Below are 25,263 nucleotides of genomic sequence, written 5' to 3' on the forward strand. Positions count from 1 at the left end.
GAGCACATCGATGCGCGTCATTCTGCTGGGAGCTCCCGGGGCCGGTAAAGGTACTCAGGCAAAGTTCATCACTGAAAAGTTCGGCATTCCACAAATCTCCACTGGCGACATGCTGCGCGCAGCCGTCAAGGCCGGCACGGAGCTGGGCCTGATCGCCAAGAGCGTGATGGACAGCGGTGGCCTGGTCTCCGATGACCTGATCATCAACCTGGTCAAGGAACGCATCAGCCAGGAAGACTGCAAGAACGGTTTCCTGTTCGACGGTTTTCCGCGCACCATCCCCCAGGCTGACGCCCTGGTGAAGGCGGGCGTCGAGTTGGACGCCGTGGTCGAAATCGCCGTTGAAGATGAAGAGATCGTCCAGCGTATCGCCGGTCGCCGCGTTCACGAAGCGTCGGGCCGTGTCTACCACATCGTCTACAACCCGCCAAAAGTGGCTGGCAAGGATGATGTAACCGGTGACGACCTGGTGCAGCGCAAAGACGACACTGAAGAAACCGTGCGTCATCGCCTGTCGGTCTACCACTCCCAGACCAAGCCGCTGGTGGAGTTCTACCAGAAGCTGTCGGCTGCCCAGGGCAAGCCGAAGTACAGCCATATCCCGGGCGTAGGCTCGGTTGAAGCCATCACCGCCAAGGTGCTGCAAGCGCTGAGCTGATCTGACGATCGGCTTGACGTTCAACGGCCCGCTTGCGGGCCGTTGTTGTTTATACTGGCGCACTTTTTTTCGATTTGGACACCCACACCGATGAGCACCCTGCTGGCCCTGGACACCGCGACTGAAGCTTGCTCCGTTGCCCTGCTGCATAACGGCAAGGTCACGAGCCACTATGAGGTGATCCCGCGCCTGCACGCGCAAAAGCTGCTGCCGATGATCAAGCAGTTGTTGCTCGATGCCGGCACCACGTTGTCGTCGGTGGACGCCATCGCCTTTGGCCGTGGCCCGGGAGCGTTTACCGGTGTGCGTATTGCCATTGGTGTGGTGCAAGGCCTGGCGTTTGCCTTGGAGCGCCCGGTATTGCCGGTGTCCAACCTGGCAGTGCTGGCACAGCGTGCCCTGCGTGAGCATGGCGCGCAGCAGGTTGCGGCAGCCATTGATGCACGGATGGATGAAGTCTATTGGGGCTGCTACCGCGAAACCGCGGGTGAGATGCGCCTGGTCGGTGTCGAGGCCGTGCAGCCCCCCGAGGCCGCTACCTTGCCGGCGGATACCAGCGGTGACTGGTTTGGCGCCGGTACGGGCTGGGGTTATGGCGAGCGTATCGCCGTGCCCACGGTCGGCCAGGATGCCGTGATGCTGCCCCATGCCGAAGACCTGCTGACCCTGGCGCGTTTTGCCTGGGAGCGCGGCGAGGCGATCCCCGCCGACCAGGCCGCACCGGTCTACCTACGCGATAAAGTGGCGCAGACCAAGGCCGAACGCCAACAGTCCTGACCCCATGTAGGAGCGAGCTTGCTCGCGAAGGTCGTTAACGATAACGCGGGGAGCCTGACTCCCCGCGCTGCCCCTCAGGTTTTTTCGCGAGCAAGCTCGCTCCTACAGTGGGCGGGGTTGGAACGCCTGCCGGTATTTTGTAGGAGCGAGCTTGCTCGCGAAGGTCGTTAACGATAACGCGGGGAATCTGACTCCCCGCATTGCCCTGAGGTTTTTCGCGAGCAAGCTCGCTCCTACAGGGGAGTGCATCGCCAATCGTCAGAATTTGCCCCCAGGGTTTAAACCTTTGCCCGTTTATGTGTTCTAGTTATCAACAGAGCATTTGCGCGCCAAGGAAAGTGCCGCTAAATTGCCATCATTGATCACGGATCTGCATGCATGCGTATAGACGGCTTTTCCTCCCAGTCCTACCCCCTCAAGCGCAAGCCCCGCAAGGCGAGCGTGAAGGTAGACGAGTCCGTCGAAGAGTCCCCCGACTTTATTGAAGTCCAGCCCGAAACATCCCAGGGTGCGGCGGTTTCCGCCCGTTCCCAAGGTGCCAGCGGCGCGCGGATCGGCGGCGTTCCGGCCCGCCAGCATGACATGATCTTCCCGCGCTCCATGAGCAAGAGCGTCGCCACGGCCCTGGCCAGCTACCTGACCACTGCCGGCTTTGTCGAATGGGATATGGAAGTGCTGGGTCTCGATATCCACATCTGATGGTGTTGCCTTATTTCCTCGGTTGCCCGTCCTGGAGTGAAAACGCCTGGCGCGAGTACCTGTATCCGCAAGACGCCCGGGCCACGGATTTTCTTGGGCTGTATTGCCAGGTGTTCAACGCCTGCGAGGGCAACACCACATTCTATGCGCGGCCCTCAGTCGCGACTGTGCAGCGCTGGGCTGAGATCATGCCCGCGCACTTTCGCTTTACCGCCAAATTTCCCGGGGATATCAGCCACAGCGCTGACCTGCGCGAACAGTTGCCCGCCGCCGAAAGTTTCCTCGGCTTGATGAGCCCGCTGGGCGAGCGGGTTTCGCCACTGTGGTTGCAGCTGCCAGCCAGTTTCACCCCACAGCGGCTGGGGGAGCTGGCAGGGTTTATCGACGGCCTGGAGCGCCCGTTGGCGGTGGAAGTGCGTCACCGCGAGTTCTTCGCCAAGGGCGACGCCGAGCGCAGCCTCAACCGCCTGCTGCGTGACCGTGGTGTCGAGCGTATCTGCCTCGATCCTCGGGCCCTGTTCAGTTGCACTTCAACCTCGGCAGCGGTGCTCCATGCCCAATCGAAAAAGCCCAAGGTCCCGCCCCGGCCAGCGGCGTTGACCCAGTTTCCCCAGGTACGCTTTATCGGCCACCCGGAGCTGGAAGCCAACGATCCATTCCTGGTGCCGTGGGTTGAAAAAGTCGCCGGCTGGATCGAGGAAGGGCGCACGCCCTACGTGTTCCTGCACACCTCGGATAACCGCCTGGCGGCCCAGTTGGCCATGCGTTTTCATCAGCAATTGATGGTACGTCTGCCGGGTTTGCCGGCGTTGGCCCAGCTGCATCGGGAACCCGCTGTAGAGCAACTGGGGTTACTCTAGGATTCTTTTTGTGCCTGGAGTCAGTCATGGATGCCCAAACCCTTCGCGCCGAATCCTTTAAAGCTTTGCACGAGCGTGATCGTGCATTCGTCATGCCCAATCCGTGGGACGCCGGCTCCGCCAAGATGCTCGCCAGCCTCGGTTTTGAAGCCTTGGCCACCACCAGCGCGGGGTTTGCCTTCAGTCTTGGGCGCCCTGATGCTGAAGGCGCGCTGTCGCTGGAAGATACCCTGGGCAACGCCGGGATGATTGTCCAGGCCACCGCGCTGCCGGTGGCGGCGGACCTGGAAAACGGCTTCAGCGATACGCCTCAAGGTTGTGCCCAGAGCCTACTGCGCGCTGCCGCTACCGGCATCGTCGGCGGTTCTATCGAAGACGCTACCGGGATTGCGGTCGACCCGATCTACCCTTTTGATCTGTCTGTTGAACGCATCGAGGCTGCCGTCGCTGCGGCACGCAGCTTGCCATTCCCCTTCATGCTGACGGCCCGTGCGGAAAACCTCCTACATGGTCGCCTGGATTTGCCCGACACTATTCGCCGTTTGCAGGCCTACGCCGAAGCGGGCGCCGACGTGTTGTATGCGCCGGGCCTGCGCAGTGCTGAGGAAGTACTGGCGGTGGTGCGGGCGGTGGCGCCAAAACCGGTGAATGTGTTGATGTCAGGTGGCCTCAAGCTCTCGGTGGCGCAACTGAGCGAGATGGGCGTCAGGCGCATTAGCGTCGGCTCGGCCATGGCCCTGGCGGCCTATGGGGAGTTCTTCAGGGCCGCGCGGGAGGTTCAGGAACTGGGAACCTTCACTTTTACCGAGCGCTCGATGCCGTTCAGCCAGGCCAATCAGTTGTTCAAGGGTTGAGTCGTGGCTTTTTTCAAAGTGTTGGGTATGTTGCTGCTACTCGCCGGCGGCCTACTCGTGGGCCTCTGGCGCGGCTGGGTGCCGGTGCCCGCCGAGTGGAACCCCTGGGCGCCGCTGGATGTGCAGGCGGCTCCCAACCTGCTGACGCGGTTCAAGCTCGGGCGTTTGCAGGATGATCCCGCGCTGTGCGACCTGGTGCTGAAAACCTCCGGGCTGCGGGTCAGCCATCAAGCGGACAGCCCGGTGGATGCTGCGTGCCCATTGCGCAACGTCCTGCGGGTACAGGGGGCGGAGGTAGGGTTGAGCAGCAGTTTCCTCGCCAGTTGCCCGTTGGCGGTGGCGTTTGCCCTGTTCGAGCGCCACAGCTTGCAGCCGGCCGCCCAGGCGGTGTTTGGCCAGGCGGTGACACGGGTCGATCACTTGGGCAGTTTTGCCTGTCGCAATATGTATGGGCGTGAGCAAGGGCAACTCAGCCAGCATGCTTGGGCCAATGCCCTGGACATCGCCGGGTTCCGCCTGGCGGACGGGCGCAGTATCAATGTATTGAAGGATTGGCCTGGGGAGGGTGCCAGCGCGCGCTTTCTGCGCCAGGTGCGCGACAGTGCATGCAGCAATTTCAACGTGGTCTTGAGCCCGGACTACAACGCCGCCCATCGCAACCATTTCCATCTGGATATGGGCCGTTGGTGGGTGTGCCGCTAGGGATCAGGCCGCCAGGCGCAGGTTGTTGAGGATCAGTGGGCGCGCCCAGCCGCAATCGAAGTCCAGGGCCTTTTGCTGTTGTACCCGTTCTTCGTCAGGGTAAGGTTCGGCTGCGGGTGGCAGCAGGTCCAGTTCGAATTCGGCAATCGGCAGGAACAATGGCTTGGGTTGCGGCGCCGGGCCTGGCTCGGGCAGTGGCTGGCCGGCGGTCAGGACGATCGGCCGTACCCAGCCACTTTCGAAATTCTGCTGGCGCTGCTGGGCGACGATTTCATCCTCCGGGAACGGCACGGCCGCCGGGGGCAGCAATTGCAGTTCGAACTCGGCAATCGGCAGGAACAGCGGCTCAGGTGGGGCGATTTCGGTGTCCTGGACATCGCAATGACGCTGGGTAACGATTTGCGTCAGCAGGTCGCTGCCGGCGCTGGGTTCGACTGAGGCATCCACCGGCACCGGATCTGCAGCCAACTGCGCACCTGGCTCCTGGCCAAGTTGCTCGGCCAACGCCCTGGCGAAGAAGTCCTGCCACACATGACTGACGCCGGCCAGCGCTTGGGTATTGCGCAGGCCGAAGTGGTTGTGGGTCGGCAGTACACCGGTGAATAGGGAATGAATGTCTGACATTTCTCTCGGTCGACGCTCAGGGTCTGGCAAAATGCCTGATCCTTTTTTATCGGCCGCTTTTTGCCGATCCTTAATATTTTTGAGCGTAGTAAACGATGAACGAACAACCCGCGGCCAGCCGCATTCGGGTCGAGGCCTTGGCCGACGGTTTCCAGGCCCGTGCCCAGCACTGGGCCGAGCAGCTTGGCCTGCCTTTGCAGCTGGCGGACGCCGATTTTGCCCTGCAAGTGGGTGAGCACGGCCTGCAACTGCAACAGTTGGGGCCCGATGCGCCTGGGCCGGTGCGGGTGGATTTTGTCGAGGGTGGCGCGGCTCATCGCCGGCTCTACGGCGGTGGCAGCGGGCAGATGATTGCCAAGGCGGTTGGCGTGTCCCAAGGTGTGCGCCCCCGGGTGCTGGATGCCACGGCCGGCCTGGGCAAGGACGCGTTCGTATTGGCTAGCCTGGGCTGTGAGATGAGCCTGATCGAGCGGCAACCGTTGATTGGTGCCTTGCTCGAAGATGGCCTGGCGCGCGGTGCTGATGATTTTGAAGTAGCGCCGATTGTCGCGCGAATGACCTTGCTCAAGGGCAACTCCATTGACGTGATGCGCAATTGGGAAGGTGAGCCGCCGCAGGTGATCTACCTGGACCCGATGTTTCCCCATCGTGAGAAAACCGCCCTGGTGAAGAAAGAAATGCGCCTGTTTCGCCCGCTGGTGGGCGACGATCCGGATGCCCCGGCGTTGCTGGCGGCGGCCTTGGCCCTGGCCAGCCACCGGGTGGTGGTCAAGCGCCCGCGCAAGGCACCGTGCATTGATGGGCCCAAGCCGAGCCACGCGCTGGACGGCAAATCCAGCCGGTACGATATTTATCCGAAAAAAGCGCTCAAGGCCTGAGGGCCTCATCGCCGGCCGGCGATGGCGCCAGATCGATCAACGACTGTTCAAGGCCGGTACGCCCGCATAAACAACCCCACCACTTCCTGCACATGCTCCTCGGCGGCCGCTTCGCTCAAGCGCTCGCCACAGCCATACAGCAAGCAGAAATTCGCCGTGCCCTTGAGCAGGCAAAAGAAGTGCTCGGCGGCGGTAAACGGCTTGTCGATGCGCAATGCCCCACTCTGATTGATCTTGCCCAGCAAGCGCTCCATCCCCTGCAACATCCGCATGGGGCCGGCTTCGAAAAAGATCTGCGACAGTTTCGGATCCTGATTGCCCGAGGTCATCATCAAACGATGCAGGTTCACCGACTCCTCGCTATTGATCAGCAGGTGAAAGCCACGGGCGATGTTCAGCAGCACCCTCTCCACCGGCACACCGTCGGGTAGCTCGAAATACATCACCGGCAGCTGCGCTTCGCACTTGGCCTCCACTGCTGCGGTGAACAGCGTTTCCTTGTCGGTGAAGTGGCTGTAGACCGTCAGTTTCGACACGCCTGCCTCAAGGGCTACCGCATCCATGCTGGTACTCGCGTAACCATTGCTCAAAAACAGGGTTTTTGCCGCGTCGAGGATTGCCTGGCGTTTTGCCATGTCCTTGGGACGCCCGGGGCTATTGGTGTTTACAGGATTGTCGGACATGTTCACTTTAATACTGGACTGGTGAGTTTGGTATTAATAACATACCGGCCAGTATAATTATTCCAAGCACCATTTGCGAAAGGTCCTTCAGCATGCGCAGCATTCTCCTGCCCCTCGCGTTGCCTGTCAGCCTGGCTTTCTTGTTGGCTGGCTGTGGCCATGAAGAAGCGGCCCAAACCAGCGTGCGCCCCGCCATGGTGGTGCAGCCACAGCCCTCGGCGCTGGCGATGGACAGCTATCCTGGCGAGGTTCGTGCCCGTTATGAGCCGGACCTGGCGTTTCGCATTGGGGGCAAAGTCAGCCGACGGCTGGTGGAGGAGGGCGAGCGCGTCAAGGCCAACCAGCCGCTGGCAGAGCTCGATCCTCAGGATGTGCGCCTGCAACTGCAGGCCACCCGGGCCCAGGTCACGGCGGCCGAGGCCAACTTGAGCCTGGTGCGGGCCGAGCGCGATCGCTACAAGACCCTGATGGATCGTCAGATGGTCAGCCGCTCCCAGTACGACAATTCCGAAAACCTCTACCGCTCAGGTGTCGCCCGCCTGCAACAGATCAAGGCTGAATTCGACGTCGCCAACAACCAGGCCGGCTATGCCGTGCTGCGCGCGCCCCAGGATGGCGTGGTGGCCAAGCGTGCGGTGGAAGTCGGGCAAGTGGTGGCGGCCGGGCAGACCGTGTTTACCCTGGCCACCGATGGCGAGCGTGAAGTGTTGATCAGCTTCCCGGAGCAAAGCTTCGGCCGCTTCAAGGTTGGCCAGCCGGTCTCCGTTGAGTTGTGGAGCCAGCCCGACCAGCGTTTTGATGGGCGCATTCGCGAGCTGTCACCGGCGGCGGACCCCAGGTCGCGCACCTTCGCCGCCCGGGTAGCCTTCAACGCCGGCAAAGTCCCGGCCGAACTGGGGCAGAGCGCACGGGTATTTATTCAGGCTGACGGCGTGATCCCGCTGTCGGTACCGCTCTCTGCCCTCAGCGCAGAGAACGGCGCGTCCTACGTCTGGTTGGTCAAACCGGATAACACCCTCAAGCGCACGGCAGTGCGGATCGGTGCCTTTGGCGAAAAAAGCGTACCGGTGCTCGAGGGCCTGAGTCCTTCTGACTGGGTGATTGCCGCCGGTGTCCATGTGCTCCATGAGGGCCAGCAAGTACGCCCGGTGGATCGCTCCAACCGGGTGGTGAATCTGGCGGCCAACAAGGAGTAGTCCCCGATGGGTTTCAATCTTTCCGAATGGGCGTTGCGTAATCGCCAGATCGTGCTGTTCCTGATGTTGCTGCTGGCTGTTGTCGGTACGTTGTCCTACACCAAACTGGGGCAAAGCGAAGACCCGCCGTTCACCTTCAAGGCCATGGTGATCAAGACCAACTGGCCAGGTGCCACGGCTCAGGAAGTCTCGCGCCAGGTCACCGAGCGTATTGAAAAGAAGCTGATGGAAACCGGCGAGTACGAGCGCATTGTCTCGTTCTCGCGTCCGGGCGAATCCCAGGTCACGTTTATCGCCCGGGACTCGATGCACTCGGCGCAGATTCCCGACCTCTGGTACCAGGTACGCAAGAAGATCAGCGATATCCGCCAGACCCTGCCACCGGATATCCAGGGCCCGTTCTTCAACGATGAATTCGGTACCACCTTTGGCAATATCTACGCCCTGACCGGCAAGGGTTTTGACTACGCGGTGCTCAAGGACTACGCCGACCGCGTCCAGATCCAGCTGCAACGGGTACCGGATGTGGGCAAGGTCGAGCTGTTGGGGTTGCAGGACGAGAAGATTTGGATCGAGTTGTCCAACCTCAAGCTCGCCACCCTTGGCCTGCCCCTGGCGGCCGTGCAACAGGCATTGCAGGAGCAGAACGCGGTGTCTACCGCCGGCTTCTTTGAAACCCCGAGCGAGCGCGTGCAACTGCGGGTGTCGGGTAACTTCAAGACGGTGGAGGAGATCCGCAATTTCCCGATCCGTGTGGGCGACCGCACGTTCCGCATCGGCGATGTGGCCGAGGTTCACCGTGGCTTCAACGACCCTCCTGCGCCACGTATGCGCTACATGGGGGATGACGCAATCGGCCTGGCCGTGGCCATGCGCGATGGCGGTGACATCCTGGTATTGGGCAAGGCTCTTGAGGGCGAGTTCGCACGCCTGCAGAAGAACCTTCCCGCAGGCATGGAGCTGCGCAAGGTGTCGGATCAGCCGGCGGCGGTGAAGACCAGCGTGGGTGAGTTCGTCCAGGTGTTGGCCGAGGCGTTGGCGATTGTATTGTTGGTGAGTTTTTTCTCCCTCGGCGTGCGCACCGGTATGGTGGTGGCCCTGGCGATTCCGCTGGTGCTGGCCATGACCTTTGCCAGCATGTATTACCTGGGCATCGGCTTGCACAAGATCTCTCTGGGCGCTTTGGTCCTGGCCCTGGGCTTGTTGGTGGACGACGCAATCATCGCTGTGGAAATGATGGCGATCAAAATGGAGCAGGGCTACGACCGTCTCAAGGCCGCCAGTTTCGCCTGGACCAGTACGGCGTTTCCGATGCTCACCGGTACGCTGATCACGGCTGCCGGCTTTCTGCCGATTGCCACCGCGCAATCGGGTACGGGCGAATACACCCGTTCGATCTTCCAGGTGGTGACCATCGCGCTGTTGGCCTCGTGGATCGCTGCCGTGGTGTTTGTGCCGTATCTGGGGGAAAAGCTCCTGCCGGACCTGGCGAAGATTCACGCAGCCAAGCACGGTACTGATGGACCGGATCCCTACGGCACGCCGTTCTACCAGCGCGTACGGCGTTGGGTGGAATGGTGCGTGCGCCGCCGCAAGACGGTAATCGTGCTGACTGTGCTGCTGTTTATCGGCTCGGTGGCGCTGTTCCGTCTTGTCCCGCAACAGTTCTTCCCGGCGTCCGGGCGTCTGGAACTGATGGTCGACCTGAAACTGGCCGAAGGCGCTTCCCTGAGCAACACTGCCGATCAGGTCAAGCGTCTTGAGGGCTTGCTTAAGGAGCATGCAGGGATCGACAACTATGTGGCTTATGTCGGCACCGGTTCGCCCCGTTTCTACTTGCCGCTGGACCAGCAATTGCCGGCGGCCAGCTTTGCCCAGTTCGTGGTGTTGGCCAAGACCATCGAGGAGCGCGAAAGCCTGCGCACTTGGTTGATCGAGACCCTCAACGAGCAATTCCCCGACCTGCGCTCGCGGGTCACGCGCTTGGAGAACGGCCCACCGGTGGGTTATCCGGTGCAGTTTCGCGTGACCGGCGAGCACATCGAAGAGGTCCGGGCCCTGGCGCGCAAGGTCGCGGCCAAGGTGCGTGAGAATACCCACGTGGTCAACGTGCACCTGGATTGGGAAGAGCCGAGCAAGATCGTCTACCTCAATGTCGACCAGGATCGCGCCCGCGCCTTGGGCGTGAGCACTGCCAACCTGTCGAAATTCCTCCAGAGTTCCCTGACCGGCTCCAGCGTCAGTCAATACCGTGAGGACAACGAGTTGATCGAGATCCTGCTGCGCGGCACCGTGCATGAACGCACCGAACTGTCGTTGCTGCCGAGCCTGGCGGTGCCCACCGACAACGGCGCCAGCGTCGCGCTGTCGCAGATTGCCACCCTGGAGTATGGCTTCGAAGAAGGCATCATCTGGCACCGCAATCGCTTGCCAACTGTGACGGTCCGCGCGGATATCTACGGCAAGGAGCAACCGGCAACCCTGGTCCAGCAGATTTTGCCCACCCTGGCCGAGGTGCGCGCAGAACTGCCGGACGGTTATCTGCTGGACGTAGGGGGGACCGTTGAGGATTCCGCCCGTGGGCAGAACTCGGTGAAGGCTGGCGTGCCGCTGTTCATCGTGGTGGTGCTGACCTTGCTGATGCTGCAACTACGCAGTTTCTCGCGCACGGCCATGGTGTTCCTCACCGCGCCGCTGGGGCTGATCGGTGTGACGCTGTTCCTGCTGGTGTTCCGCCAGCCGTTCGGCTTTGTGGCCATGTTGGGCACTATCGCGCTGTCGGGGATGATCATGCGTAACTCGGTGATCCTGGTGGATCAGATCGAGCAGGACATCAAGGCCGGCCTGGATCCATGGCAGGCGATTATCGAGGCCACCGTGCGGCGCTTCCGGCCGATTGTGCTGACGGCGCTGGCGGCGGTGCTGGCGATGATCCCGCTGTCGCGCAGTGTGTTTTTCGGGCCGATGGCGGTGGCGATCATGGGGGGCTTGATTGTGGCGACGGCGCTGACCCTGCTGTTTTTGCCAGCGTTGTATGCGGCGTGGTTCCGGGTCAAGCCGAAGTCGGCTTAAGCCTGTGTATAGAGGCTACAAGGTTCAGGAACTGTTTATTGCGCGCCTGCCACTCAGGGAAACCTGGGATGCAGGTGCCTTTTGCGGCGGCGGGTTCGTTGCGCGCATAGGGCTTCATTGAGCCGTGAGGACTTATCTATGTTTTTGCCTATTCCGATATTACTAAGCCCTTGGTCGCTGTTGGGACTCAAGTCGCTGAAGGCTGGGGGTCAAGGTGGTGCTTGCAAACCTCAGCCTTGCCCGGCGAAACCAGAGCCGTGCCAGGCCAAGCCGCAACCGTGCGGTAACACCGTCAAGTTCGAAGGGAAAATAACCTACGGTCACTGAGGGTGACAGGGCCGGAACACCAGACCGGTTTATGCAGGCCTAAGTTACAAAAACGCCCCGAACATTCGGGGCGTTTTGTTTTGTGCGGCTGGCTGAGCGAAGTGCCCTACAGCGCGCCGAAGACTTTCTTGGCCAGGCTAGTGGCGGCGGCTGCCGGGTTCTGGCGAATGCTTTCTTCCTGTTGGGCAATCATCTTGAACAAACCGTCCAGCGCTTGTTCAGTCACGTAGTTTTCGACGCTGTCGCTCTTGCCACCGAGCAAGCCCATCGGGGCCTTTTTGGCGAGCGCGTTGTATTGCTGGGCAACACCGACCTTGTCCGTGGATTGCTTGACGATCGGCAGGAACTTGGCGCGGATCTGCTCGCGGCTGCTTTTGTCCAGATACTGGGTTGCCGAATCCTGGCCGCCGCTGAGGATGCCCTTGGCATCGCTCACGCTCATGTTTTTCACGGCATTCACTAGAATCGGCTGGGCCTGGGTCACGGCGGATTCGGCCGCTTTGTTCATGCTGTCTTCCAGTTGGGTGATTTGATCACCCATGCCAAGCATTTTCAGGGCGCCGGCGGCTTTTTCCAGCTTGCCTGGCAAGCCAATCTTGACCTCGGGGTTGTTGCTGAAACCACCGGGAACCCCCAGTTGTTTGACGGCAATCTGCGCGCCTTGGGTCAGTGCGTCCTTGAGGCCACCTGTGGCATCGCCCTGGGACAGGTCACCCAGGGACAGGGCCATGGCGTTGGCACCGAGCAGCAGGCCGGCGCACAGGGCGCTGAGGCGAAGAGAGTTACGGAGCATGGGCGCTTCCTTTTAATCGACTGGATCAGTGGGCAACGGCGTCAACGCGCAGGCGAAGCGGCTGGGGATCCTGGCCGTTCAACTGCACCGAATGGCGCTCGGTGGTGATAAACATTAGCTTGCCATCCAGCTCGATGCGAGCGCTGACCGAATAGCTGTGGCCAGGCTTGACCTGTGCCGGGTCGTAGCTCAGGTGGAAGGGCAGCGGCACCTGGCCGTTGACCGGGCCTTTCTGCTCGGCCAGGGTCACGGCGGGGGCGTCGGCCAGCGAGACGTCCTGCAGGCTGACGCTCAAGGTAGCGGCAGGCGGCAGGGCGATACGTTGCAGGTAGAACACTTCGCCATAAAGGCTGGCTTTAGGTGCAGGGCTCATCGAGTGGCAGGCTCCCAGCAGGGCGGTCAGGCCCAGGAGAATGATCTTTTTCATGGTGCAGCTCCTTGTCAACGGCGCCAGAAACACCCTGGCGCCCTGGTAAATCTAGCGGGTTTCGTGCGGTTCGGCGTCTGGCGCGGGCGCTTCGTCGTTGCGGTGCAACGCCACCTGGCGGATCGACAGGCGAATCTCCGCAGGCAACACCCGTTTGGCTGCGCCTTCGGCCAACTCGCCGAGCAGGTCGTGGTAACTCAACTTGCCGGCTTCATCGCGGCGCAGCACATCTTGCTCGAGCAGCGTCTGAATAAAATGTCGGAAAAGGCTCTTGTCGAAGAACTCCGGGGCATTCAGGCCATGCAGGATCGACAGGCGCTGGGCCATGACCGTGCACAAGTCTTCCAGCTCTTCGGCGCTGATACTGTTCTGGCCGCTGTTGAGCAGCAGGGAAATGGCCATGTAGAAGCGTTGCAGGGTCTGGGCAATGCTCTTGGACAACAGGGTCAGCAGCACAAAATTGCGCGAGCTGGGCGCCGGGCGCAGGTAGATGTTGTTTTCAAAGCGCAGCAGGCCTTGTTCCACCAGGGCTTCGAGCCACTGGTCGACCACCGCGTCCAACTCGTCCAGGGACCAGCGGATAAACAACTCCGACTGCAGGTACGGGTAGAGCGCGCGGGTGTAGCGCAGGATTTGTTCGCGGCTCATGCGCGAGCTGCTCTGGAAGAAACTGGCCAACAGCGCCGGCAGGGCGAAGATATGCAGCACGTTGTTGCGGTAATAGGTCATCAGGACGGCGTTTTGCTCGTCCAGATACAGGATCTTGCCCAGGGCATCGCTCTGTTCCGACAGCAGGTTCATGTCCTTGACGTGCTTGATCAGCGCCTGGCCGTCGCCCTCGGGCAACGTCGTGTGGGGCGAGTAGGGCACTCGGCGCAGCAGCGCCAGGTACAGGTCCAGCACCCGTGCCATGGCCTGGTCGTCCAGGGCCAGGCGGCTGGTTGAAAGCAGCGCCAGCGCCACCAGGTTCACCGGGTTGATCGCGGCGGCCTCGTTGAGGTGCTGGGCCACGCGCTCGCCGAGGCGGTTGGTGGTTTCATTGAGCCACGCCGGTTTGTAATTCGGCCCCAGGTCCTGGGCGCGCCAGTCCGGTTGCTCCTGGTCGAGGAACTCCGCCAGCTTGATCGGCTCGCCGAAGTTGACCGCTACTTGGCCAAAACGCTGTTTCAAGGCGCCAATGACCTTGAAGATATCGAAGATCGATTCTTTCTTTTTCGTCGCGCCGCGCAGCTCGCCCAGGTAGGTGCGGCCTTCCAGCACCCGTTCGTAGCCGATATACACCGGCACAAACACGATGGGCATGCGTGAGGAACGCAGGAAGCTGCGCAGGGTAATCGCCAGCATCCCGGTCTTGGGTTGCAGCATGCGCCCGGTGCGCGAGCGACCGCCCTCGACGAAGTACTCCACCGGGAAGCCCTTGGTGAACAGGGTGTGCAGGTACTCGTTGAATACCGAGGTGTACAGCGGGTTGCCCTTGAACGTGCGGCGCATGAAAAACGCCCCGCCACGGCGTAGCAGGCTGCCGATCACCGGCATATTGAGGTTGATCCCGGCGGCGATGTGCGGCGGGGTCAGGCCATTCTTGAAGAGCAGGTACGACAGCAGCAGGTAGTCGATATGGCTGCGGTGACAAGGCACGTAGATCACTTCGTAGCCCTGGGCGACCTTTTGCACACCTTCGATGTTGTTGACCTTGATCCCGTCGTAGATCTTGTTCCAGAACCAGCTCAGTACCACTTCCAGGAAGCGGATGGCGGTATAGGTGTAGTCCGAAGCGATCTCGTTGCCATAGCGCAGGGCTTGGGCCTTGGCTTTTTCGGCCGTGATGTTCTCGCGCTCGGCCTCGTCGAGGATCGCCTGGCGTACCAGCGGCATGTTCACCAGGCCTTTGACCAGGTTGCGCCGGTGGGACAGGTCGGGGCCGATCACCGCCGTCTTGAGGTTGCGAAAGTGTACCCGCAGGATCCTTTGGGCCATGCGCACCGTACGTTCGTGACCTTTATTGTGCTCGATCAATTCACGCAGGTTGATTGGCGCAGAGAATTGCACACGGGTCTTGCGCCCCAGGATCAGGATGCTCAACAGCCGGCGCAGGCGCCCGGTGACGGCCCAACTGTCGGCAAACAGCAGTTTCCAGGGGCTCGACTCACTGGCCGGCGATTGGCCCCAGAACACGCTGACCGGGATGATCTGCGCGTTTTCCTCGGCATGTTCGGTCAGGGTATTGACCAGGCGCGTCAGGGTCGGCGGCGCGCCGCGCTTGTCCTGGCGGCCGAGCCAGTCCGGGTCGGGCGTGAGGTAGAAAAACGCCGCCGGTTCCATCAACGGACCGACGGACACCGGCAGCACCGGGCGCGGCAAGCCGGCCTTGGTGCACTCGGCATCCACCACGGCCAGTTCGGTCAGGGAGGGCGATTGCAGGACGTAGAACACCGGCCGGCTGCGGTCCAGGTTAAGGGTGAGGGACGACTGATTGATCGTCTCCGAGCGAACCCAGAGGTACAACAGTCGGCGCAAGGTGCCAAATACCAGACGGCGGAACGGGGAGCGGGTCATAGGCGTGCTGCTTTGAGTGGGAAAAACCGAGCAGGCGCTCGGGCGGGTAGTGTGCCGTATTCGCCGAAAATCGGCAAAAAAGCAGCGAAGTAAAGTTGAGTTGATCGTTTTTGAGCCTGTCTTATACTCGGCAGTTCAATGCGACTGACTCAACAATAAAAACCAGTGGGAGCAAACAGATGACAACGCGCGAAACCGGCAATGTGAAGTGGTTCAACGACGCCAAGGGCTATGGTTTTATCCAGCGGGAAGACGGCAAGGATGTGTTTGTGCACTACCGCGCCATCCGCGGTGAAGGCCACCGCTCCCTGGCCGAGGGCCAGCAGGTGGAATACGCCGTGGTGAGCGGCGAGAAGGGCTTGCAGGCGGAGGATGTGGTGGGTCTTTAAAGCAGATTTCTGCAACGCCGCTGAACCCAAGTGGGAGCGGGTTTGTGTGGGAGCTGGCTTGCCTGCGATAGCATCACCGTGGTCTGGCTGATAGACCGAGGTGCCTGTATCGCAGGCAAGCCAGCTCCCACATAAGCCCGCTCCCACACTGACCGGGCTGGATCAGGCAGTTTTCCAGGTGATCTGTTCTTCACCGTCTTCGCTGATGCGGATCCAGGTATCAGCGCTTTCTTCACCTTCCTCTTCAACCCACGTCCCCGGCGCGCAACGCACTTCGACGTTCAGCGCGGCAAAGGCCGCACGGGCGCAGGCGATGTCGTCTTCCCACGGGGTCTGGTCGCTTTCCAGGTACAGGCTGTTCCACTTGCCCACGGCCTTGGGCAGCCAGGTCACGGGTACGTTGCCGGCCTTGCACTTATAGGTCTGGCCCTTTTGTACCCAGTCGGTACACGGCCCCAGGGCGGCGCCGAGCCAGGCAGCGATGGCCTTGTAGTCGACGTCGGCGTCCTTGAGGTAAATCTCGATATCGGGTTGGCGCATGGATGTTCCTCGTTGCGGGATTCGAAAATCCATTCGCGGATTCAGGGTGGGCGCAAATGCCCGGAAAAGTCGGTTATTGAAGCACGAAATAGTCGTAGCGCATCGACACGGTGACCAGCAGCGGTTCGGCCTGTTCGATCACCTGGGCGCGCCGCTCGGCACTGGCACGCCAGCCGTGGGGCGTCATCGCCAGCAGGTTGGCGCGGTCCTTGGGCTCGGCCAGGCTGAGCTGGAACTCCAGGACTTCGCTGTGCTGCAGGCTCATGCCGTCCGGCACCAGGGCCAGGTGCTTGTCGTCGGTGTACTCACGCACTTCGTCGTACAAGCGCTCGCGCAGCTCCATCAGGTGGCCGCGGGTCGGGCCGACCTTCATCAGGCCGCCGCCAGGGCTGAGCAGGCGTTTGGCTTCCTGCCAGTCCAGCGGGCTGAACACGCTGGCGAGGAACTGGCAACTGCCGTCGGCCAGCGGCACACGGGCCATGCTGGCGATCAACCAGGTCAGGGTCGGGTTGCGCTTGCACGCGCGCTTGACCGCTTCCTTGGAGATATCCAGGGCATAGCCATCGGCGCGCAGCAGGGTGTCGGCGATTTGTGCGGTGTAATAACCTTCGCCGCAGCCGATATCCAGCCAGCGCTGGGGTTTGCGTTCCGCTGCCAGTGCCGCCAGGCGCCTGGCCACCGGCGCGTAGTGCCCGGCATTGAGGAAGTCGCGGCGCGCCTCCACCATCGCCAGGTTATCGCCCGGGTCGCGGCTGTTCTTGTGCTGCACTGGCAATAGGTTCAGGTAACCCTGGCGGGCTCGGTCGAAACGGTGTCCGGCCGGGCACACCACGCCATTGTCCACCTCATTGAGTGGCGCACTGCAAATGGGGCAAGCAAGCATCAGGCGAGCAACTTGATCAGGGTCTGGTAGTAGATTTCGGTCAGTACATCGAGGTCGCTGGCCAGGATGCGCTCGTTGACCTGATGGATCGTCGCGTTGACCGGGCCCAGTTCTACCACTTGGGTGCCGAGAGTCGCGATAAAGCGCCCGTCGGACGTGCCGCCGCTGGTGGATGCCCGGGTCTCGCGCCCGGTGACGGCCTTGATGCTGGCCGACACCGCATCGAGCAGGGCTCCCGGCTCGGTGAGGAACGGCAGGCCCGACAGCGCCCACTCCACGTGCCAGTCCAGGCCATGTTTGTCGAGAATCGCCGCGACCCGCTGCTGCAGGCCTTCGACGGTGGATTCGGTGGAGAACCGGAAGTTGAACACCGCCGTCAGGTCGCCGGGGATCACGTTGGTGGCGCCGGTGCCGGAATTGAGGTTGGAAATCTGGAAGCTGGTCGGCGGGAAGAAAGTGTTGCCATCATCCCAATGCTCGGCGGCCAGTTCCGCCAGCGCCGGGGCGGCCAGGTGGATCGGGTTCTTCGCCAGGTGCGGGTAGGCCACGTGGCCTTGCACGCCGCGCACGGTCAAGGTCGCGCCGAGGGAGCCACGACGGCCGTTCTTGACCACGTCGCCCACCAGGGTGGTGCTCGACGGCTCGCCAACGATGCACCAGTCCAGGCGCTCCTTGCGTGCCGCCAGGCGCTCGATCACTGCCTTGGTGCCGTGGTGTGCCGGGCCTTCTTCGTCGCTGGTGATCAGGAAGGCTACCGAACCCTTGTGGTCCGGGTAGTCCTGCACAAAGCGTTCGGACGCCACCAGCATTGCGGCCAGGCTGCCTTTCATGTCGGCCGCGCCACGCCCGCACAACATGCCGTGTTCGTCGATCAGCGCGTCGAACGGATCATTCTGCCAGGCCTGCACCGGGCCGGTCGGGACCACGTCGGTGTGGCCGGCGAAGCACAGCACCGGGCCTTCATGCTTGCCGTGGGTGGCCCAGAAGTTATCCACATCTTCGATGCGCATCGGCTCAAGCGCAAAGCCGGCGTCGCCCAGGCGCTGCATCATCAGCTTCTGGCAGTCGGCGTCGATCGGCGTCACCGACGGGCGGCGGATCAAGTCGATAGCGAGTTGGAGGGTCGGCGAAAGGTCGGCGTGGGCCGTCATGGGAAAACTCCGAAGGTGTGTCAGGGCGCAAGACGAGAGTGAAATAGATCCAATGTGGGAGCGGGCTTGCCCGCGATAGCATCACTGCGGTGCAACTGATGCACCGCGGCGCCTGCATCGCGGGCAAGCCCGCTCCCACAAGGGGGGATCAGTGGCTGCCTGAACCCATAAAGGGCCGTTATCTTATAGCAAAACGGCGGCCAGAGGCCGCCGTTTAGTGGATTGCGCAAGTTTTTACGCCGCCGTGGCGGGCTCCTCCGCCGTTGCCGGTTTAGGCAGCGAGGAGAGGAACGCCATGATCAACGCCGCCACATAGGGCAGCGATTGCACCAGCAGCATCACCACCCAGAAGCGCATGTCATTGCTCGGCAAGCCTTGCACCAGGTAAATCCCCAGCGCTGCGCCCCACAACAGCAACATGATGAACATCTCTTCCCGGGCTTCGGAAATCGCTACCCAGAAGCCGTGGTTATCCGCGTTTTTCGGTGTACGAAAGAACGGAATACTGGTGGTGAAGAAACCATACAGCACCGCCTTGGCGATGGTATGTGACAACGCCAACCCGGCCAGGGCCGCGCAGAACGCATCCTTGAGGTTCACGCCAACGGCGCGGCGGTAGAGGAAGATGATCTTGCCGACCTTGAACACGAACAACGCCAACGGCGGGATTGCGAAGATCAGCAACGGCGGGTCGACCCGGGTCGGCACAATGATCATCGCCGCCGACCACAACAAGGCACCGACGGTGAAGAAGATATTCATGCCGTCCGCCACCCACGGCAGCCAGCCCGCGAGGAAGTGATAGCGCTGGCCACGGGTCAGTTCGGTGTCCTTGCCACGCAACAGGCTGGCGGTGTGGCGCTTGATGATCTGGATCGCGCCGTAGGCCCAGCGGAAGCGCTGTTTCTTGAAGTCGATAAAGGTATCGGGCATCAGGCCCTTGCCGTAGCTGGTGTGGTAGTAGGCAGCTGACAGACCTTTCTCGAATACCCGTAGGCCCAGTTCGGCGTCCTCACAGATGCACCAGTCGGCCCAGCCCAGTTCTTCGAGGACCGAGCGGCGGGTCATGGTCATGGTACCGTGCTGGATGATGGCGTCGCGGTCGTTGCGCGTGACCATGCCGATATGGAAGAAGCCTTTGTATTCGGCGTAGCAGAGCTTCTTGAAGGTGCTTTCGTTCTGGTCGCGGTAATCCTGGGGCGATTGCACCACGGCGATTTTCGGGTCGGCGAAGTGCGGCACCATGTGTTTGAGCCAGTTGGGCGACACGCAGTAGTCCGAGTCGATCACCGCGATCACTTCGGCGTCCTTGGCGGTGTGCGGGATCAGGTAGTTCAGCGCGCCGCCCTTGAAACCGGCCAGGGGCGCGACGTGGAAGAACTTGAAGCGCGGGCCCAGCGTCTCACAGTAGTCGCGCACTGGCTCCCACACGGCTGGGTCCTTGGTGTTGTTGTCGATGATCAGGACTTCGTAGTCCGGATAGTCGAGGGCGGCCAGGGCGTCGAGGGTCTGTTTGACCATCTCTGGCGGCTCGTTGTAGCACGGCACATGGATCGACACTTTGGGGCGGTAGTCCGAATCCCCTTCAACCGGCAGGAATTCACGCCGGCGTTTGTGGGTCCAGACCGCTTCCGCCAGCTCATGGGCCTCGGTCAGCAGCACGATAAACACCCCGAGCGCGCCGAGGGCCAGCAAGAAGCCCACCGTCAGGCTGAACCACGTGCTGTATTGCTGGCTGTAGTCGTAGCCGATCCATACCAGCACCGACCCGCACAGGAACGCGATAAAGGTCAGGAAGGTACGCCCACGCTGGCGCAGGGCCGAGCCGTCGATCATCAGCAGGGTCAGCGACAGCAGGGCCAGCACCACCGAGCCGATGGCCAGCACCCGCCATTGCGGGATCGCCACTACCGGGCCTTCAAAATTGAATTTCTGCTGGCGCGCAGCGTTGAATACCCCCCAATAGGCGCCGACCGAGCCTTCGTCACTGGCTTTCCAGGGTTGGTCGAAGGCTTCGATCACGAAGTAGTTGTAGCCCTGGCGGTTCAGCTTGTTGACCAGGGTACGCAGGTAAATGGCCTGGTCGGCAGGGGACGCGTCCGCGCCACCGCGCATGCGGCCATTACTCGGCCAGCCGACTTCCGAGAGCAGCAGCGGCTTTTTCGGGAAGGTCTTCTTCAGATCCCTGGCGCGGTCGAGGACGAATTGCCCGGCCTGGGCCATGGGAATATGTTCCCAGTACGGCAGGACGTGCGCGGCGATCAGGTCGACATGCTTGCCCAGTTGCGGGTTGTGTTCCCAGATATGCCACTGCTCGGAGGTGGTCACTGGCACTTTGACCGCAGCGCGCACCCGGTCCAGCAGGACAATCAGCTCGTCGGCGGTGATTTCCTTGCGGAAGATCGCCTCGTTGCCGACCACCACACGCACCACACTGCGCGAGCTGTTGGCGATCTCGATGGCGCGCTGGATCTCGCGCTCGTTGCGCTCAAGGTCCGGGCTGATCCAGATCCCTAGGGTCACGCGCAGGCCGAACTCTTCTGCCAGCTTGGGGATGTTCCCCAGCGGGCCGTCGACCGAATAGGTACGGATGTTGTCCGTCAGCTTGCTCATGATCGCAAGGTCCTGACGCATCTGTTCGTCGGTCGGGTACTGGTCTTTCTGCGGGTACTGGCCTTGCTGGAACGGCGAGTACGAAAACCCGGAGATCTGCTGTGGCCAGTTGGGAGTAGTGACCGGGCGGTTGATCAGCGCCCAGAAACCGGTGAACAGCGCGGCAATTGCCAGCACTACTACCAGGTTGAGTCCAAATTTACGCGATGACATAGCTGTTTCGGGTTCCAAAGAGTGCGGAACGAAAAGAGGTGTTGGCCTACGCCGAACGGCGCGCATCCTACACTGGCCCTTCCATGAGCGTACAGCAAGCTGGGAAAAACCGGAGTTTAGTCAGCGAAAGCTCTGCTTAGTTCTTTACTTGTAGCTGGAAGCTTCGAACTTGTCGCTGCGTAGTCCATAATGCGCGCCGGTTTTTGGGGTAATGGTCATGAGCACAGAAGATCCACGGTTTGCCGGTGTCGCCCGTTTGTATGGCATTGAAGGCCTGGCACGCTTGAAAGCGGCCCATGTGGCCATCGTCGGCGTGGGCGGTGTCGGTTCGTGGGCGGCGGAAGCCATGGCCCGCTGCGGGGTGGGCGAGATTTCGCTGTTTGACCTGGACGACGTGTGCGTCAGCAACAGCAACCGTCAGTTACACGCCCTGGACAGCACGGTAGGCAAACCCAAGGTCGAAGTGATGGCCGAGCGCCTGCGCGCGATCAACCCCGATTGCACCGTGCATGCGGTGGCGGACTTCGTGACCCGCGACACCATGGCCGAGTACATCACGCCGACGATCGACTGCGTGATCGACTGCATCGATGCGGTCAACGCCAAGGCGGCGCTGATCGCCTGGTGCAAGCGGCGCAAGATCCAGATCATCACTACCGGCGGCGCCGGCGGGCAGATTGACCCGACGCTGATCCAGGTGTGCGACCTGAACCGCACCTTCAACGATCCGCTGGCCTCGAAAGTGCGCTCCACCTTGCGTCGCGACTACGGGTTCTCACGCACCGTGACTCGGCACTACAGCGTGCCTTGCGTGTTCTCCACCGAACAGCTGCGTTATCCCAAGCCCGATGGCAGCATCTGTTTGCAGAAGAGTTTTGTGGGGGATGGCGTAAAGCTGGACTGCGCGGGTGGGTTTGGCGCGGTGATGATGGTGACGGCGACGTTTGGCATGGTGGCGGCGACCAAGGCGGTGGACAAGATCGTGGCCGGGGTGCGCAGGCCGTCCGAGCGGGTCAAGCCCACCTGAGTCTCTCTGCGGGACATACATCAAAATGTGGGAGCGGGCTTGCCCGCGATAGCGGTGGGTCAGTCAAGTATCGATCAACTGACCCACCGCTATCGCGGGCAAGCCCGCTCCTACAGTTAGTTTTGTGTATGGCTCAAGTCGCGCATGCGCTGCAGGACTGCGTTCAGGCCATTGCTGCGCGACGGTGACAACTGGCGAGAAAGCCCTAACTGGCTGAACCAGTCAGGCAGGTCGACCGCCTGTAACGCGTGCGCCGATAGGCCATTGACCCGCGCCAGCAACAACGCCACCAACCCGCGAATCAAGCGCGCGTCGCTGCTGGCGGCAAACTGCCAGTGGCCCTCGTGCAAGCGCCCCACCAGCCACACCAGGCTTTCACAGCCCTGTACCAGGTTGGCGTCGATCTTGTCCTCAGGCACCAATGCCGGCAGCCGCTCGCCCCATTGCATCAGCAGGCGGGCGCGTTGCTCCCAACTGCCGACGGCCTGAAAGGCTTGCAGCGCGGTCAGTGCATCCGCCGGCAAGCTCATCGCAACATATCCAGGGCCTGGTCCAGCGCTTCAAAAAAGCGCTCCAGGTCATCGGAGTCGTTGTACAGGGCCAGGGAAACCCGGATCGCGCCGGATAAATGCAAGCGCTTGAGCAAGGGCATTGCGCAGTGATGGCCGGCGCGTACCGCGATGCCTTGCTCGGTCAGCAGGTGGGCGAGGTCGGCGTTGTGCACGCCGTCCACTACGAAGCTGGCCAGGGCCACCTGTGGCGAGCCCAACAGGCGCACGCCATTGCGTGCCCGCAAGCCGCGCAATAGATAGTCATGCAGCGCCGCTTCATGGGCGAGCACCGCCGGTTGATCCAGGGAACTGAGGTAATCGAGGGTCGCCCCCAGGCCAATCACCCCGGCAATCGGCGGGGTGCCCGCTTCGAAACCCAGGGGCGCCGGGCGAAAGCTGGCGCTGTGGTAGTCCGCCTGTTGCACCATCTCGCCGCCAAACTGCCAGTGGCGCAGCAGATGCAGGCCTTCGGTGCGGCCGTAAAGCACGCCGACGCCGTCCGGGCCGTAGAGCTTGTGGCTGGAAAATACGTAGAAGTCGCAGCCCAGGGCCTGCACGTCATGGCACCCGTGGACGATGCCCTGTGCGCCATCCACCACGGTCAAGGCGTCGTGGGCCTTGGCCAGTGCCAGCAACTGCGGCAAAGGCTGCCAGGCGCCCAGCACGTTGGACAATTGGCTCACCGCCAGCAACCGGGTGCGTGGCCCGATCATCGCGGCGGCGGCTTGCAGGTCGATCAAGCCCTCGTCGTCGAGGGGCAACACCACAAGCGTGAGCTCGCGGCGTTTGGCCAACTGCTGCCAGGGCAACAGGTTGGCGTGATGTTCCAGGGCGCTGATGACAATCTCATCGCCCGGGTTGAAAAGGTGCTCAAGGCCATAGGCCAGGAGGTTCAGCGCTGAAGTTGCGCCGTGGGTGAAGATGATCTGCCCGCTATCACCTGCGTTGAGCCATTGCGCCACTTTGCTGCGACTGTCCTCGAACGCCTGGGTCGCATGGGCGCCCGGCAAATGCTGGGCACGGTGCACATTGGCTGCGCCATTGGCGTAGTAATGGCTGAGGGCGTCCAACAGGGCTTGAGGTTTTTGCGTGGTAGCGGCGTTGTCCAGATAGGTCTGGTCTTGCCGTTGCAAGGTAGCGATGGCCGGGAAATCGGCGCGCCAGGGCGAAGGCACAAGCATGGGGTTCAAGACTCATATGAACCGGCCGCGCTGAACAGCGCGGCCGGTTCCGGTGGCATCGAGTCGCTGCTTAGTTGTGAGCGTGCAGCGCTGCGTTCAGTTCGATGGCCGACTTGTGGGTTTTGCACTCCACGGCACCGGTCTCGGAGTTGCGGCGGAACAGCAGGTCCGGCTGGCCAGCCAGTTCACGGGCCTTGACCACCTTGACCAGTTGGTTCTGCTCATCGAGCAGTGCCACTTTGGTGCCAGCGGTCACGTACAGGCCCGATTCCACGGTGTTGCGATCACCCAGCGGGATGCCGATACCGGCGTTGGCGCCGATCAGGCAGCCTTCGCCCACCTTGATCACGATGTTGCCGCCGCCCGACAGGGTGCCCATGGTGGAGCAACCGCCGCCCAGGTCCGAACCCTTGCCGACGAAGACGCCCGCCGATACACGGCCTTCGATCATGCCCGGGCCTTCGGTGCCCGCGTTGAAGTTGATGAAACCTTCGTGCATCACGGTGGTGCCTTCGCCTACATAGGCACCCAGGCGCAGGCGCGCTGCATCGGCGATACGCACGCCGGCCGGCACCACGTAGTCGGTCATTTTCGGGAACTTGTCCACCGAGAACACTTCCAGCAGCTCGCCACGCAGGCGCGCTTCCAACTGGCGCTCGGCCAGCTCGCCGATGTCGATCGCACCCTGGCTGGTCCAGGCCACGTTCGGCAGTTGCGGGAACACACCGGCCAGGCTCAGGCCATGGGGCTTGACCAGGCGGTGGGACAGCAGATGCAGCTTGAGGTAGGCCTCTGGAGTGGAGGTCAACGCTGCGTCTTCGGCCAGCAGTGTGGCGACCAGCGGCTTGTGGCTTTCGGCCAGGCGGGTCAGCAGGGCGGCTTGGGTGGCATCTACATTTTTCAGTGCATCAACCAGCTGCGAGGCTTGGGCAATGGTGAACGTGATGGCCTGGTTACCTTCGGTGTAGCCGAGGATGGGCGCGATGGCGGCAACGATCTCTGCCGAAGGGTTGAGCAATGGCTGCGCGTAAAACACTTCCAGCCAAGCACCTTGGCGGTTCTGGGTGCCGACGCCGAAGCCCAGGCTGAACAGGGAATTGGACATGCTGTTACCTCTACAAAAATGAAGTGGCTGGCCTACTTGAGGGCCGCCGAATAACTATCTGGCTTGAAGCCAATCAGGGTTCTGTCACCGAGATCAAGCACCGGGCGCTTGATCATCGAGGGTTGTGCGAGCATCAGTTCAATCGCTTTCGCCTGGTCGAGATCGGCTTTCTTTTCGTCTTCGAGTTTGCGAAAGGTCGTGCCTGCACGGTTCAAAACCACTTGCCAACCGTGCTCGTTGCACCATTGGGTCAAGTGTTCGCGGTCGATACCGGCCGTCTTGTAGTCATGAAACTCATAGCTGATGGCATTTTCATCGAGCCAGGTACGAGCCTTTTTCATGGTGTCGCAGGCTTTGATGCCGAAAAGGTGCAATGTTTTGCTTGAATCGGTCAAGGAACTGCCCCCTTTGGGCTGATGGAAACGTAGGATCGCGGATTATGCCATGACCGAAGGGATTCGGTGCCGCTCGTCACTCTTTACGTGATCGGGTGCGACTTATGTG

The 25,263-nt window shown here is 61.9% G+C and carries 24 protein-coding genes and 1 pseudogene; 12 read left to right on the forward strand and 13 right to left on the reverse strand.

Annotation, left to right across the window (positions count from 1 at the left end; genetic code table 11):
• Nucleotides 1-10 precede the first annotated feature (10 nt).
• The 7 genes and pseudogenes from adk to JTY93_RS05605 all read left to right on the forward strand — a co-directional run bounded on the left by adk (nucleotide 11) and on the right by JTY93_RS05605 (nucleotide 4,550).
• Nucleotides 11-658 (forward strand): adenylate kinase, encoded by a 648-nt coding sequence (gene adk, locus JTY93_RS05580; protein ID WP_205477611.1) that lies wholly within the window; start codon nucleotides 11-13, stop codon nucleotides 656-658.
• A 90-nt stretch (nucleotides 659-748) separates the two neighbouring features.
• A complete protein-coding gene (tsaB, locus tag JTY93_RS05585; protein ID WP_205477612.1) occupies nucleotides 749-1,435 on the forward strand; it encodes a tRNA (adenosine(37)-N6)-threonylcarbamoyltransferase complex dimerization subunit type 1 TsaB in 687 nt (228 codons plus the stop codon).
• A 151-nt stretch (nucleotides 1,436-1,586) separates the two neighbouring features.
• Nucleotides 1,587-1,685 (forward strand): annotated as a pseudogene (locus JTY93_RS28905) (outer membrane lipoprotein carrier protein LolA); the annotation flags it as partial.
• 128 nt (nucleotides 1,686-1,813) lie between these two features.
• A complete protein-coding gene (locus JTY93_RS05590; RefSeq protein WP_205477613.1) occupies nucleotides 1,814-2,134 on the forward strand; it encodes a hypothetical protein in 321 nt (106 codons plus the stop codon).
• Nucleotides 2,134-2,994, forward strand: a complete 861-nt coding sequence (locus JTY93_RS05595) for a DUF72 domain-containing protein (protein WP_205477614.1) — start codon at nucleotides 2,134-2,136, stop codon at nucleotides 2,992-2,994. The genes JTY93_RS05590 and JTY93_RS05595 overlap by 1 nt, the downstream gene beginning before the upstream one ends.
• 26 nt (nucleotides 2,995-3,020) lie before the next feature.
• Nucleotides 3,021-3,848: an isocitrate lyase/PEP mutase family protein gene (locus JTY93_RS05600; protein WP_133714101.1), complete on the forward strand. Its 828-nt coding sequence runs from the start codon at nucleotides 3,021-3,023 to the stop codon at nucleotides 3,846-3,848.
• 3 nt (nucleotides 3,849-3,851) lie between these two features.
• A complete protein-coding gene (locus tag JTY93_RS05605; protein WP_205477615.1) occupies nucleotides 3,852-4,550 on the forward strand; it encodes an extensin-like domain-containing protein in 699 nt (232 codons plus the stop codon).
• Between the two features lie 3 nt (nucleotides 4,551-4,553).
• Here JTY93_RS05605 and JTY93_RS05610 read toward each other — a convergent pair whose 3' ends face one another.
• Nucleotides 4,554-5,174 (reverse strand): energy transducer TonB, encoded by a 621-nt coding sequence (locus JTY93_RS05610; protein ID WP_205477616.1) that lies wholly within the window; start codon nucleotides 5,172-5,174, stop codon nucleotides 4,554-4,556.
• Between the two features lie 95 nt (nucleotides 5,175-5,269).
• Between JTY93_RS05610 and JTY93_RS05615 the strand changes: the two genes are divergently transcribed.
• Nucleotides 5,270-6,052 carry a class I SAM-dependent methyltransferase gene (locus tag JTY93_RS05615; RefSeq protein ID WP_205477617.1) on the forward strand — a complete coding sequence of 261 codons (783 nt, stop codon included), beginning with the start codon at nucleotides 5,270-5,272 and terminating at the stop codon, nucleotides 6,050-6,052.
• Between the two features lie 47 nt (nucleotides 6,053-6,099).
• On the opposite strand, the gene JTY93_RS05620 is transcribed toward JTY93_RS05615, so the two are convergent.
• The gene (locus tag JTY93_RS05620) at nucleotides 6,100-6,735 is read right to left on the reverse strand and encodes a TetR/AcrR family transcriptional regulator (protein WP_169996832.1); all 636 of its coding nucleotides are present in this window, start codon (nucleotides 6,733-6,735) and stop codon (nucleotides 6,100-6,102) included.
• 92 nt (nucleotides 6,736-6,827) lie between these two features.
• Between JTY93_RS05620 and JTY93_RS05625 the strand changes: the two genes are divergently transcribed.
• Both JTY93_RS05625 and JTY93_RS05630 read left to right on the forward strand, forming a co-directional pair.
• The gene (locus JTY93_RS05625; RefSeq protein WP_205477618.1) at nucleotides 6,828-7,931 is read left to right on the forward strand and encodes an efflux RND transporter periplasmic adaptor subunit; all 1,104 of its coding nucleotides are present in this window, start codon (nucleotides 6,828-6,830) and stop codon (nucleotides 7,929-7,931) included.
• Between the two features lie 6 nt (nucleotides 7,932-7,937).
• Complete coding sequence (locus JTY93_RS05630) at nucleotides 7,938-11,003, forward strand: efflux RND transporter permease subunit (protein WP_205477619.1); 3,066 nt, start codon at nucleotides 7,938-7,940, stop codon at nucleotides 11,001-11,003.
• 433 nt (nucleotides 11,004-11,436) lie between these two features.
• Here JTY93_RS05630 and JTY93_RS05635 read toward each other — a convergent pair whose 3' ends face one another.
• Genes JTY93_RS05635 through plsB form a run of 3 tightly spaced genes read right to left on the reverse strand, consistent with a single transcriptional unit; the run spans nucleotide 11,437 to nucleotide 15,106 of the window.
• On the reverse strand, nucleotides 11,437-12,123 hold the full coding sequence (locus JTY93_RS05635; protein ID WP_205477620.1) for a DUF4197 domain-containing protein: 687 nt from the start codon (nucleotides 12,121-12,123) through the stop codon (nucleotides 11,437-11,439).
• Between the two features lie 25 nt (nucleotides 12,124-12,148).
• Nucleotides 12,149-12,550, reverse strand: coding sequence for a YbaY family lipoprotein (locus tag JTY93_RS05640; RefSeq protein ID WP_205477621.1), 402 nt, complete (start codon nucleotides 12,548-12,550; stop codon nucleotides 12,149-12,151).
• Nucleotides 12,551-12,601: 51 nt separating this feature from the next.
• Nucleotides 12,602-15,106 (reverse strand): glycerol-3-phosphate 1-O-acyltransferase PlsB, encoded by a 2,505-nt coding sequence (gene plsB / locus JTY93_RS05645; protein WP_205477622.1) that lies wholly within the window; start codon nucleotides 15,104-15,106, stop codon nucleotides 12,602-12,604.
• A gap of 179 nt (nucleotides 15,107-15,285) precedes the next feature.
• Here plsB and JTY93_RS05650 point away from each other — a divergent pair, with 179 nt between their 5' ends.
• Nucleotides 15,286-15,495: a cold-shock protein gene (locus JTY93_RS05650; RefSeq protein WP_017844724.1), complete on the forward strand. Its 210-nt coding sequence runs from the start codon at nucleotides 15,286-15,288 to the stop codon at nucleotides 15,493-15,495.
• 162 nt (nucleotides 15,496-15,657) lie between these two features.
• On the opposite strand, the gene JTY93_RS05655 is transcribed toward JTY93_RS05650, so the two are convergent.
• The 4 genes from JTY93_RS05655 to JTY93_RS05670 all read right to left on the reverse strand — a co-directional run bounded on the left by JTY93_RS05655 (nucleotide 15,658) and on the right by JTY93_RS05670 (nucleotide 20,895).
• Nucleotides 15,658-16,035, reverse strand: coding sequence for a hypothetical protein (locus tag JTY93_RS05655; protein WP_169996844.1), 378 nt, complete (start codon nucleotides 16,033-16,035; stop codon nucleotides 15,658-15,660).
• Between the two features lie 73 nt (nucleotides 16,036-16,108).
• Complete coding sequence (locus JTY93_RS05660; RefSeq protein WP_205477623.1) at nucleotides 16,109-16,918, reverse strand: putative RNA methyltransferase; 810 nt, start codon at nucleotides 16,916-16,918, stop codon at nucleotides 16,109-16,111.
• Nucleotides 16,918-18,069: a succinyl-diaminopimelate desuccinylase gene (gene dapE / locus JTY93_RS05665; protein WP_205477624.1), complete on the reverse strand. Its 1,152-nt coding sequence runs from the start codon at nucleotides 18,067-18,069 to the stop codon at nucleotides 16,918-16,920. The genes JTY93_RS05660 and dapE overlap by 1 nt, the downstream gene beginning before the upstream one ends.
• A gap of 234 nt (nucleotides 18,070-18,303) precedes the next feature.
• The gene (locus JTY93_RS05670) at nucleotides 18,304-20,895 is read right to left on the reverse strand and encodes a glycosyltransferase (protein ID WP_205477625.1); all 2,592 of its coding nucleotides are present in this window, start codon (nucleotides 20,893-20,895) and stop codon (nucleotides 18,304-18,306) included.
• 211 nt (nucleotides 20,896-21,106) lie between these two features.
• Between JTY93_RS05670 and tcdA the strand changes: the two genes are divergently transcribed.
• Entirely contained in the window at nucleotides 21,107-21,922 is an 816-nt protein-coding gene (gene tcdA, locus JTY93_RS05675; RefSeq protein ID WP_205477626.1) for a tRNA cyclic N6-threonylcarbamoyladenosine(37) synthase TcdA, read from the forward strand.
• Between the two features lie 116 nt (nucleotides 21,923-22,038).
• Here the strand turns inward: tcdA and JTY93_RS05680 are convergent, their stop codons facing one another.
• The 4 genes from JTY93_RS05680 to JTY93_RS05695 form a co-directional block, all read right to left on the reverse strand.
• Nucleotides 22,039-22,452, reverse strand: coding sequence for a SufE family protein (locus tag JTY93_RS05680; RefSeq protein ID WP_205477015.1), 414 nt, complete (start codon nucleotides 22,450-22,452; stop codon nucleotides 22,039-22,041).
• On the reverse strand, nucleotides 22,449-23,654 hold the full coding sequence (locus JTY93_RS05685; protein ID WP_205477016.1) for an aminotransferase class V-fold PLP-dependent enzyme: 1,206 nt from the start codon (nucleotides 23,652-23,654) through the stop codon (nucleotides 22,449-22,451). The genes JTY93_RS05680 and JTY93_RS05685 overlap by 4 nt, the downstream gene beginning before the upstream one ends.
• Nucleotides 23,655-23,724: 70 nt before the next feature.
• Nucleotides 23,725-24,759 (reverse strand): 2,3,4,5-tetrahydropyridine-2,6-dicarboxylate N-succinyltransferase, encoded by a 1,035-nt coding sequence (gene dapD, locus JTY93_RS05690; protein WP_029300118.1) that lies wholly within the window; start codon nucleotides 24,757-24,759, stop codon nucleotides 23,725-23,727.
• Nucleotides 24,760-24,791: 32 nt separating this feature from the next.
• Nucleotides 24,792-25,100: an arsenate reductase gene (locus JTY93_RS05695; RefSeq protein WP_240344362.1), complete on the reverse strand. Its 309-nt coding sequence runs from the start codon at nucleotides 25,098-25,100 to the stop codon at nucleotides 24,792-24,794.
• Between the last annotated feature and the right edge of the window lie 163 nt (nucleotides 25,101-25,263).

The organism is Pseudomonas hygromyciniae (genome assembly GCF_016925675.1).
Taxonomy (GTDB): domain Bacteria; phylum Pseudomonadota; class Gammaproteobacteria; order Pseudomonadales; family Pseudomonadaceae; genus Aquipseudomonas; species Aquipseudomonas hygromyciniae.

Excerpts from the sequence above, each read along its gene's own strand:
- JTY93_RS05660 (WP_205477623.1), bottom strand. The coding sequence starts at position 16,918 with ATGCTTGCTTGCCCCATTTGCAGTGCGCCACTCAATGAGGTGGACAAT.
- tcdA (WP_205477626.1), top strand. The coding sequence starts at position 21,107 with ATGGTCATGAGCACAGAAGATCCACGGTTTGCCGGTGTCGCCCGTTTG.
- dapD (WP_029300118.1), bottom strand. The coding sequence starts at position 24,759 with ATGTCCAATTCCCTGTTCAGCCTGGGCTTCGGCGTCGGCACCCAGAAC.
- plsB (WP_205477622.1), bottom strand. The coding sequence starts at position 15,106 with ATGACCCGCTCCCCGTTCCGCCGTCTGGTATTTGGCACCTTGCGCCGA.
- JTY93_RS05655 (WP_169996844.1), bottom strand. The coding sequence starts at position 16,035 with ATGCGCCAACCCGATATCGAGATTTACCTCAAGGACGCCGACGTCGAC.
- JTY93_RS05625 (WP_205477618.1), top strand. The coding sequence starts at position 6,828 with ATGCGCAGCATTCTCCTGCCCCTCGCGTTGCCTGTCAGCCTGGCTTTC.
- JTY93_RS05685 (WP_205477016.1), bottom strand. The coding sequence starts at position 23,654 with ATGCTTGTGCCTTCGCCCTGGCGCGCCGATTTCCCGGCCATCGCTACC.
- JTY93_RS05610 (WP_205477616.1), bottom strand. The coding sequence starts at position 5,174 with ATGTCAGACATTCATTCCCTATTCACCGGTGTACTGCCGACCCACAAC.
- adk (WP_205477611.1), top strand. The coding sequence starts at position 11 with ATGCGCGTCATTCTGCTGGGAGCTCCCGGGGCCGGTAAAGGTACTCAG.
- JTY93_RS05680 (WP_205477015.1), bottom strand. The coding sequence starts at position 22,452 with ATGAGCTTGCCGGCGGATGCACTGACCGCGCTGCAAGCCTTTCAGGCC.
- JTY93_RS05600 (WP_133714101.1), top strand. The coding sequence starts at position 3,021 with ATGGATGCCCAAACCCTTCGCGCCGAATCCTTTAAAGCTTTGCACGAG.
- dapE (WP_205477624.1), bottom strand. The coding sequence starts at position 18,069 with ATGACGGCCCACGCCGACCTTTCGCCGACCCTCCAACTCGCTATCGAC.
- JTY93_RS05635 (WP_205477620.1), bottom strand. The coding sequence starts at position 12,123 with ATGCTCCGTAACTCTCTTCGCCTCAGCGCCCTGTGCGCCGGCCTGCTG.
- JTY93_RS05650 (WP_017844724.1), top strand. The coding sequence starts at position 15,286 with ATGACAACGCGCGAAACCGGCAATGTGAAGTGGTTCAACGACGCCAAG.
- JTY93_RS05615 (WP_205477617.1), top strand. The coding sequence starts at position 5,270 with ATGAACGAACAACCCGCGGCCAGCCGCATTCGGGTCGAGGCCTTGGCC.
- tsaB (WP_205477612.1), top strand. The coding sequence starts at position 749 with ATGAGCACCCTGCTGGCCCTGGACACCGCGACTGAAGCTTGCTCCGTT.
- JTY93_RS05595 (WP_205477614.1), top strand. The coding sequence starts at position 2,134 with ATGGTGTTGCCTTATTTCCTCGGTTGCCCGTCCTGGAGTGAAAACGCC.
- JTY93_RS05670 (WP_205477625.1), bottom strand. The coding sequence starts at position 20,895 with ATGTCATCGCGTAAATTTGGACTCAACCTGGTAGTAGTGCTGGCAATT.
- JTY93_RS05695 (WP_240344362.1), bottom strand. The coding sequence starts at position 25,100 with ATGAAAAAGGCTCGTACCTGGCTCGATGAAAATGCCATCAGCTATGAG.
- JTY93_RS05630 (WP_205477619.1), top strand. The coding sequence starts at position 7,938 with ATGGGTTTCAATCTTTCCGAATGGGCGTTGCGTAATCGCCAGATCGTG.
- JTY93_RS05640 (WP_205477621.1), bottom strand. The coding sequence starts at position 12,550 with ATGAAAAAGATCATTCTCCTGGGCCTGACCGCCCTGCTGGGAGCCTGC.
- JTY93_RS05620 (WP_169996832.1), bottom strand. The coding sequence starts at position 6,735 with ATGTCCGACAATCCTGTAAACACCAATAGCCCCGGGCGTCCCAAGGAC.
- JTY93_RS05590 (WP_205477613.1), top strand. The coding sequence starts at position 1,814 with ATGCGTATAGACGGCTTTTCCTCCCAGTCCTACCCCCTCAAGCGCAAG.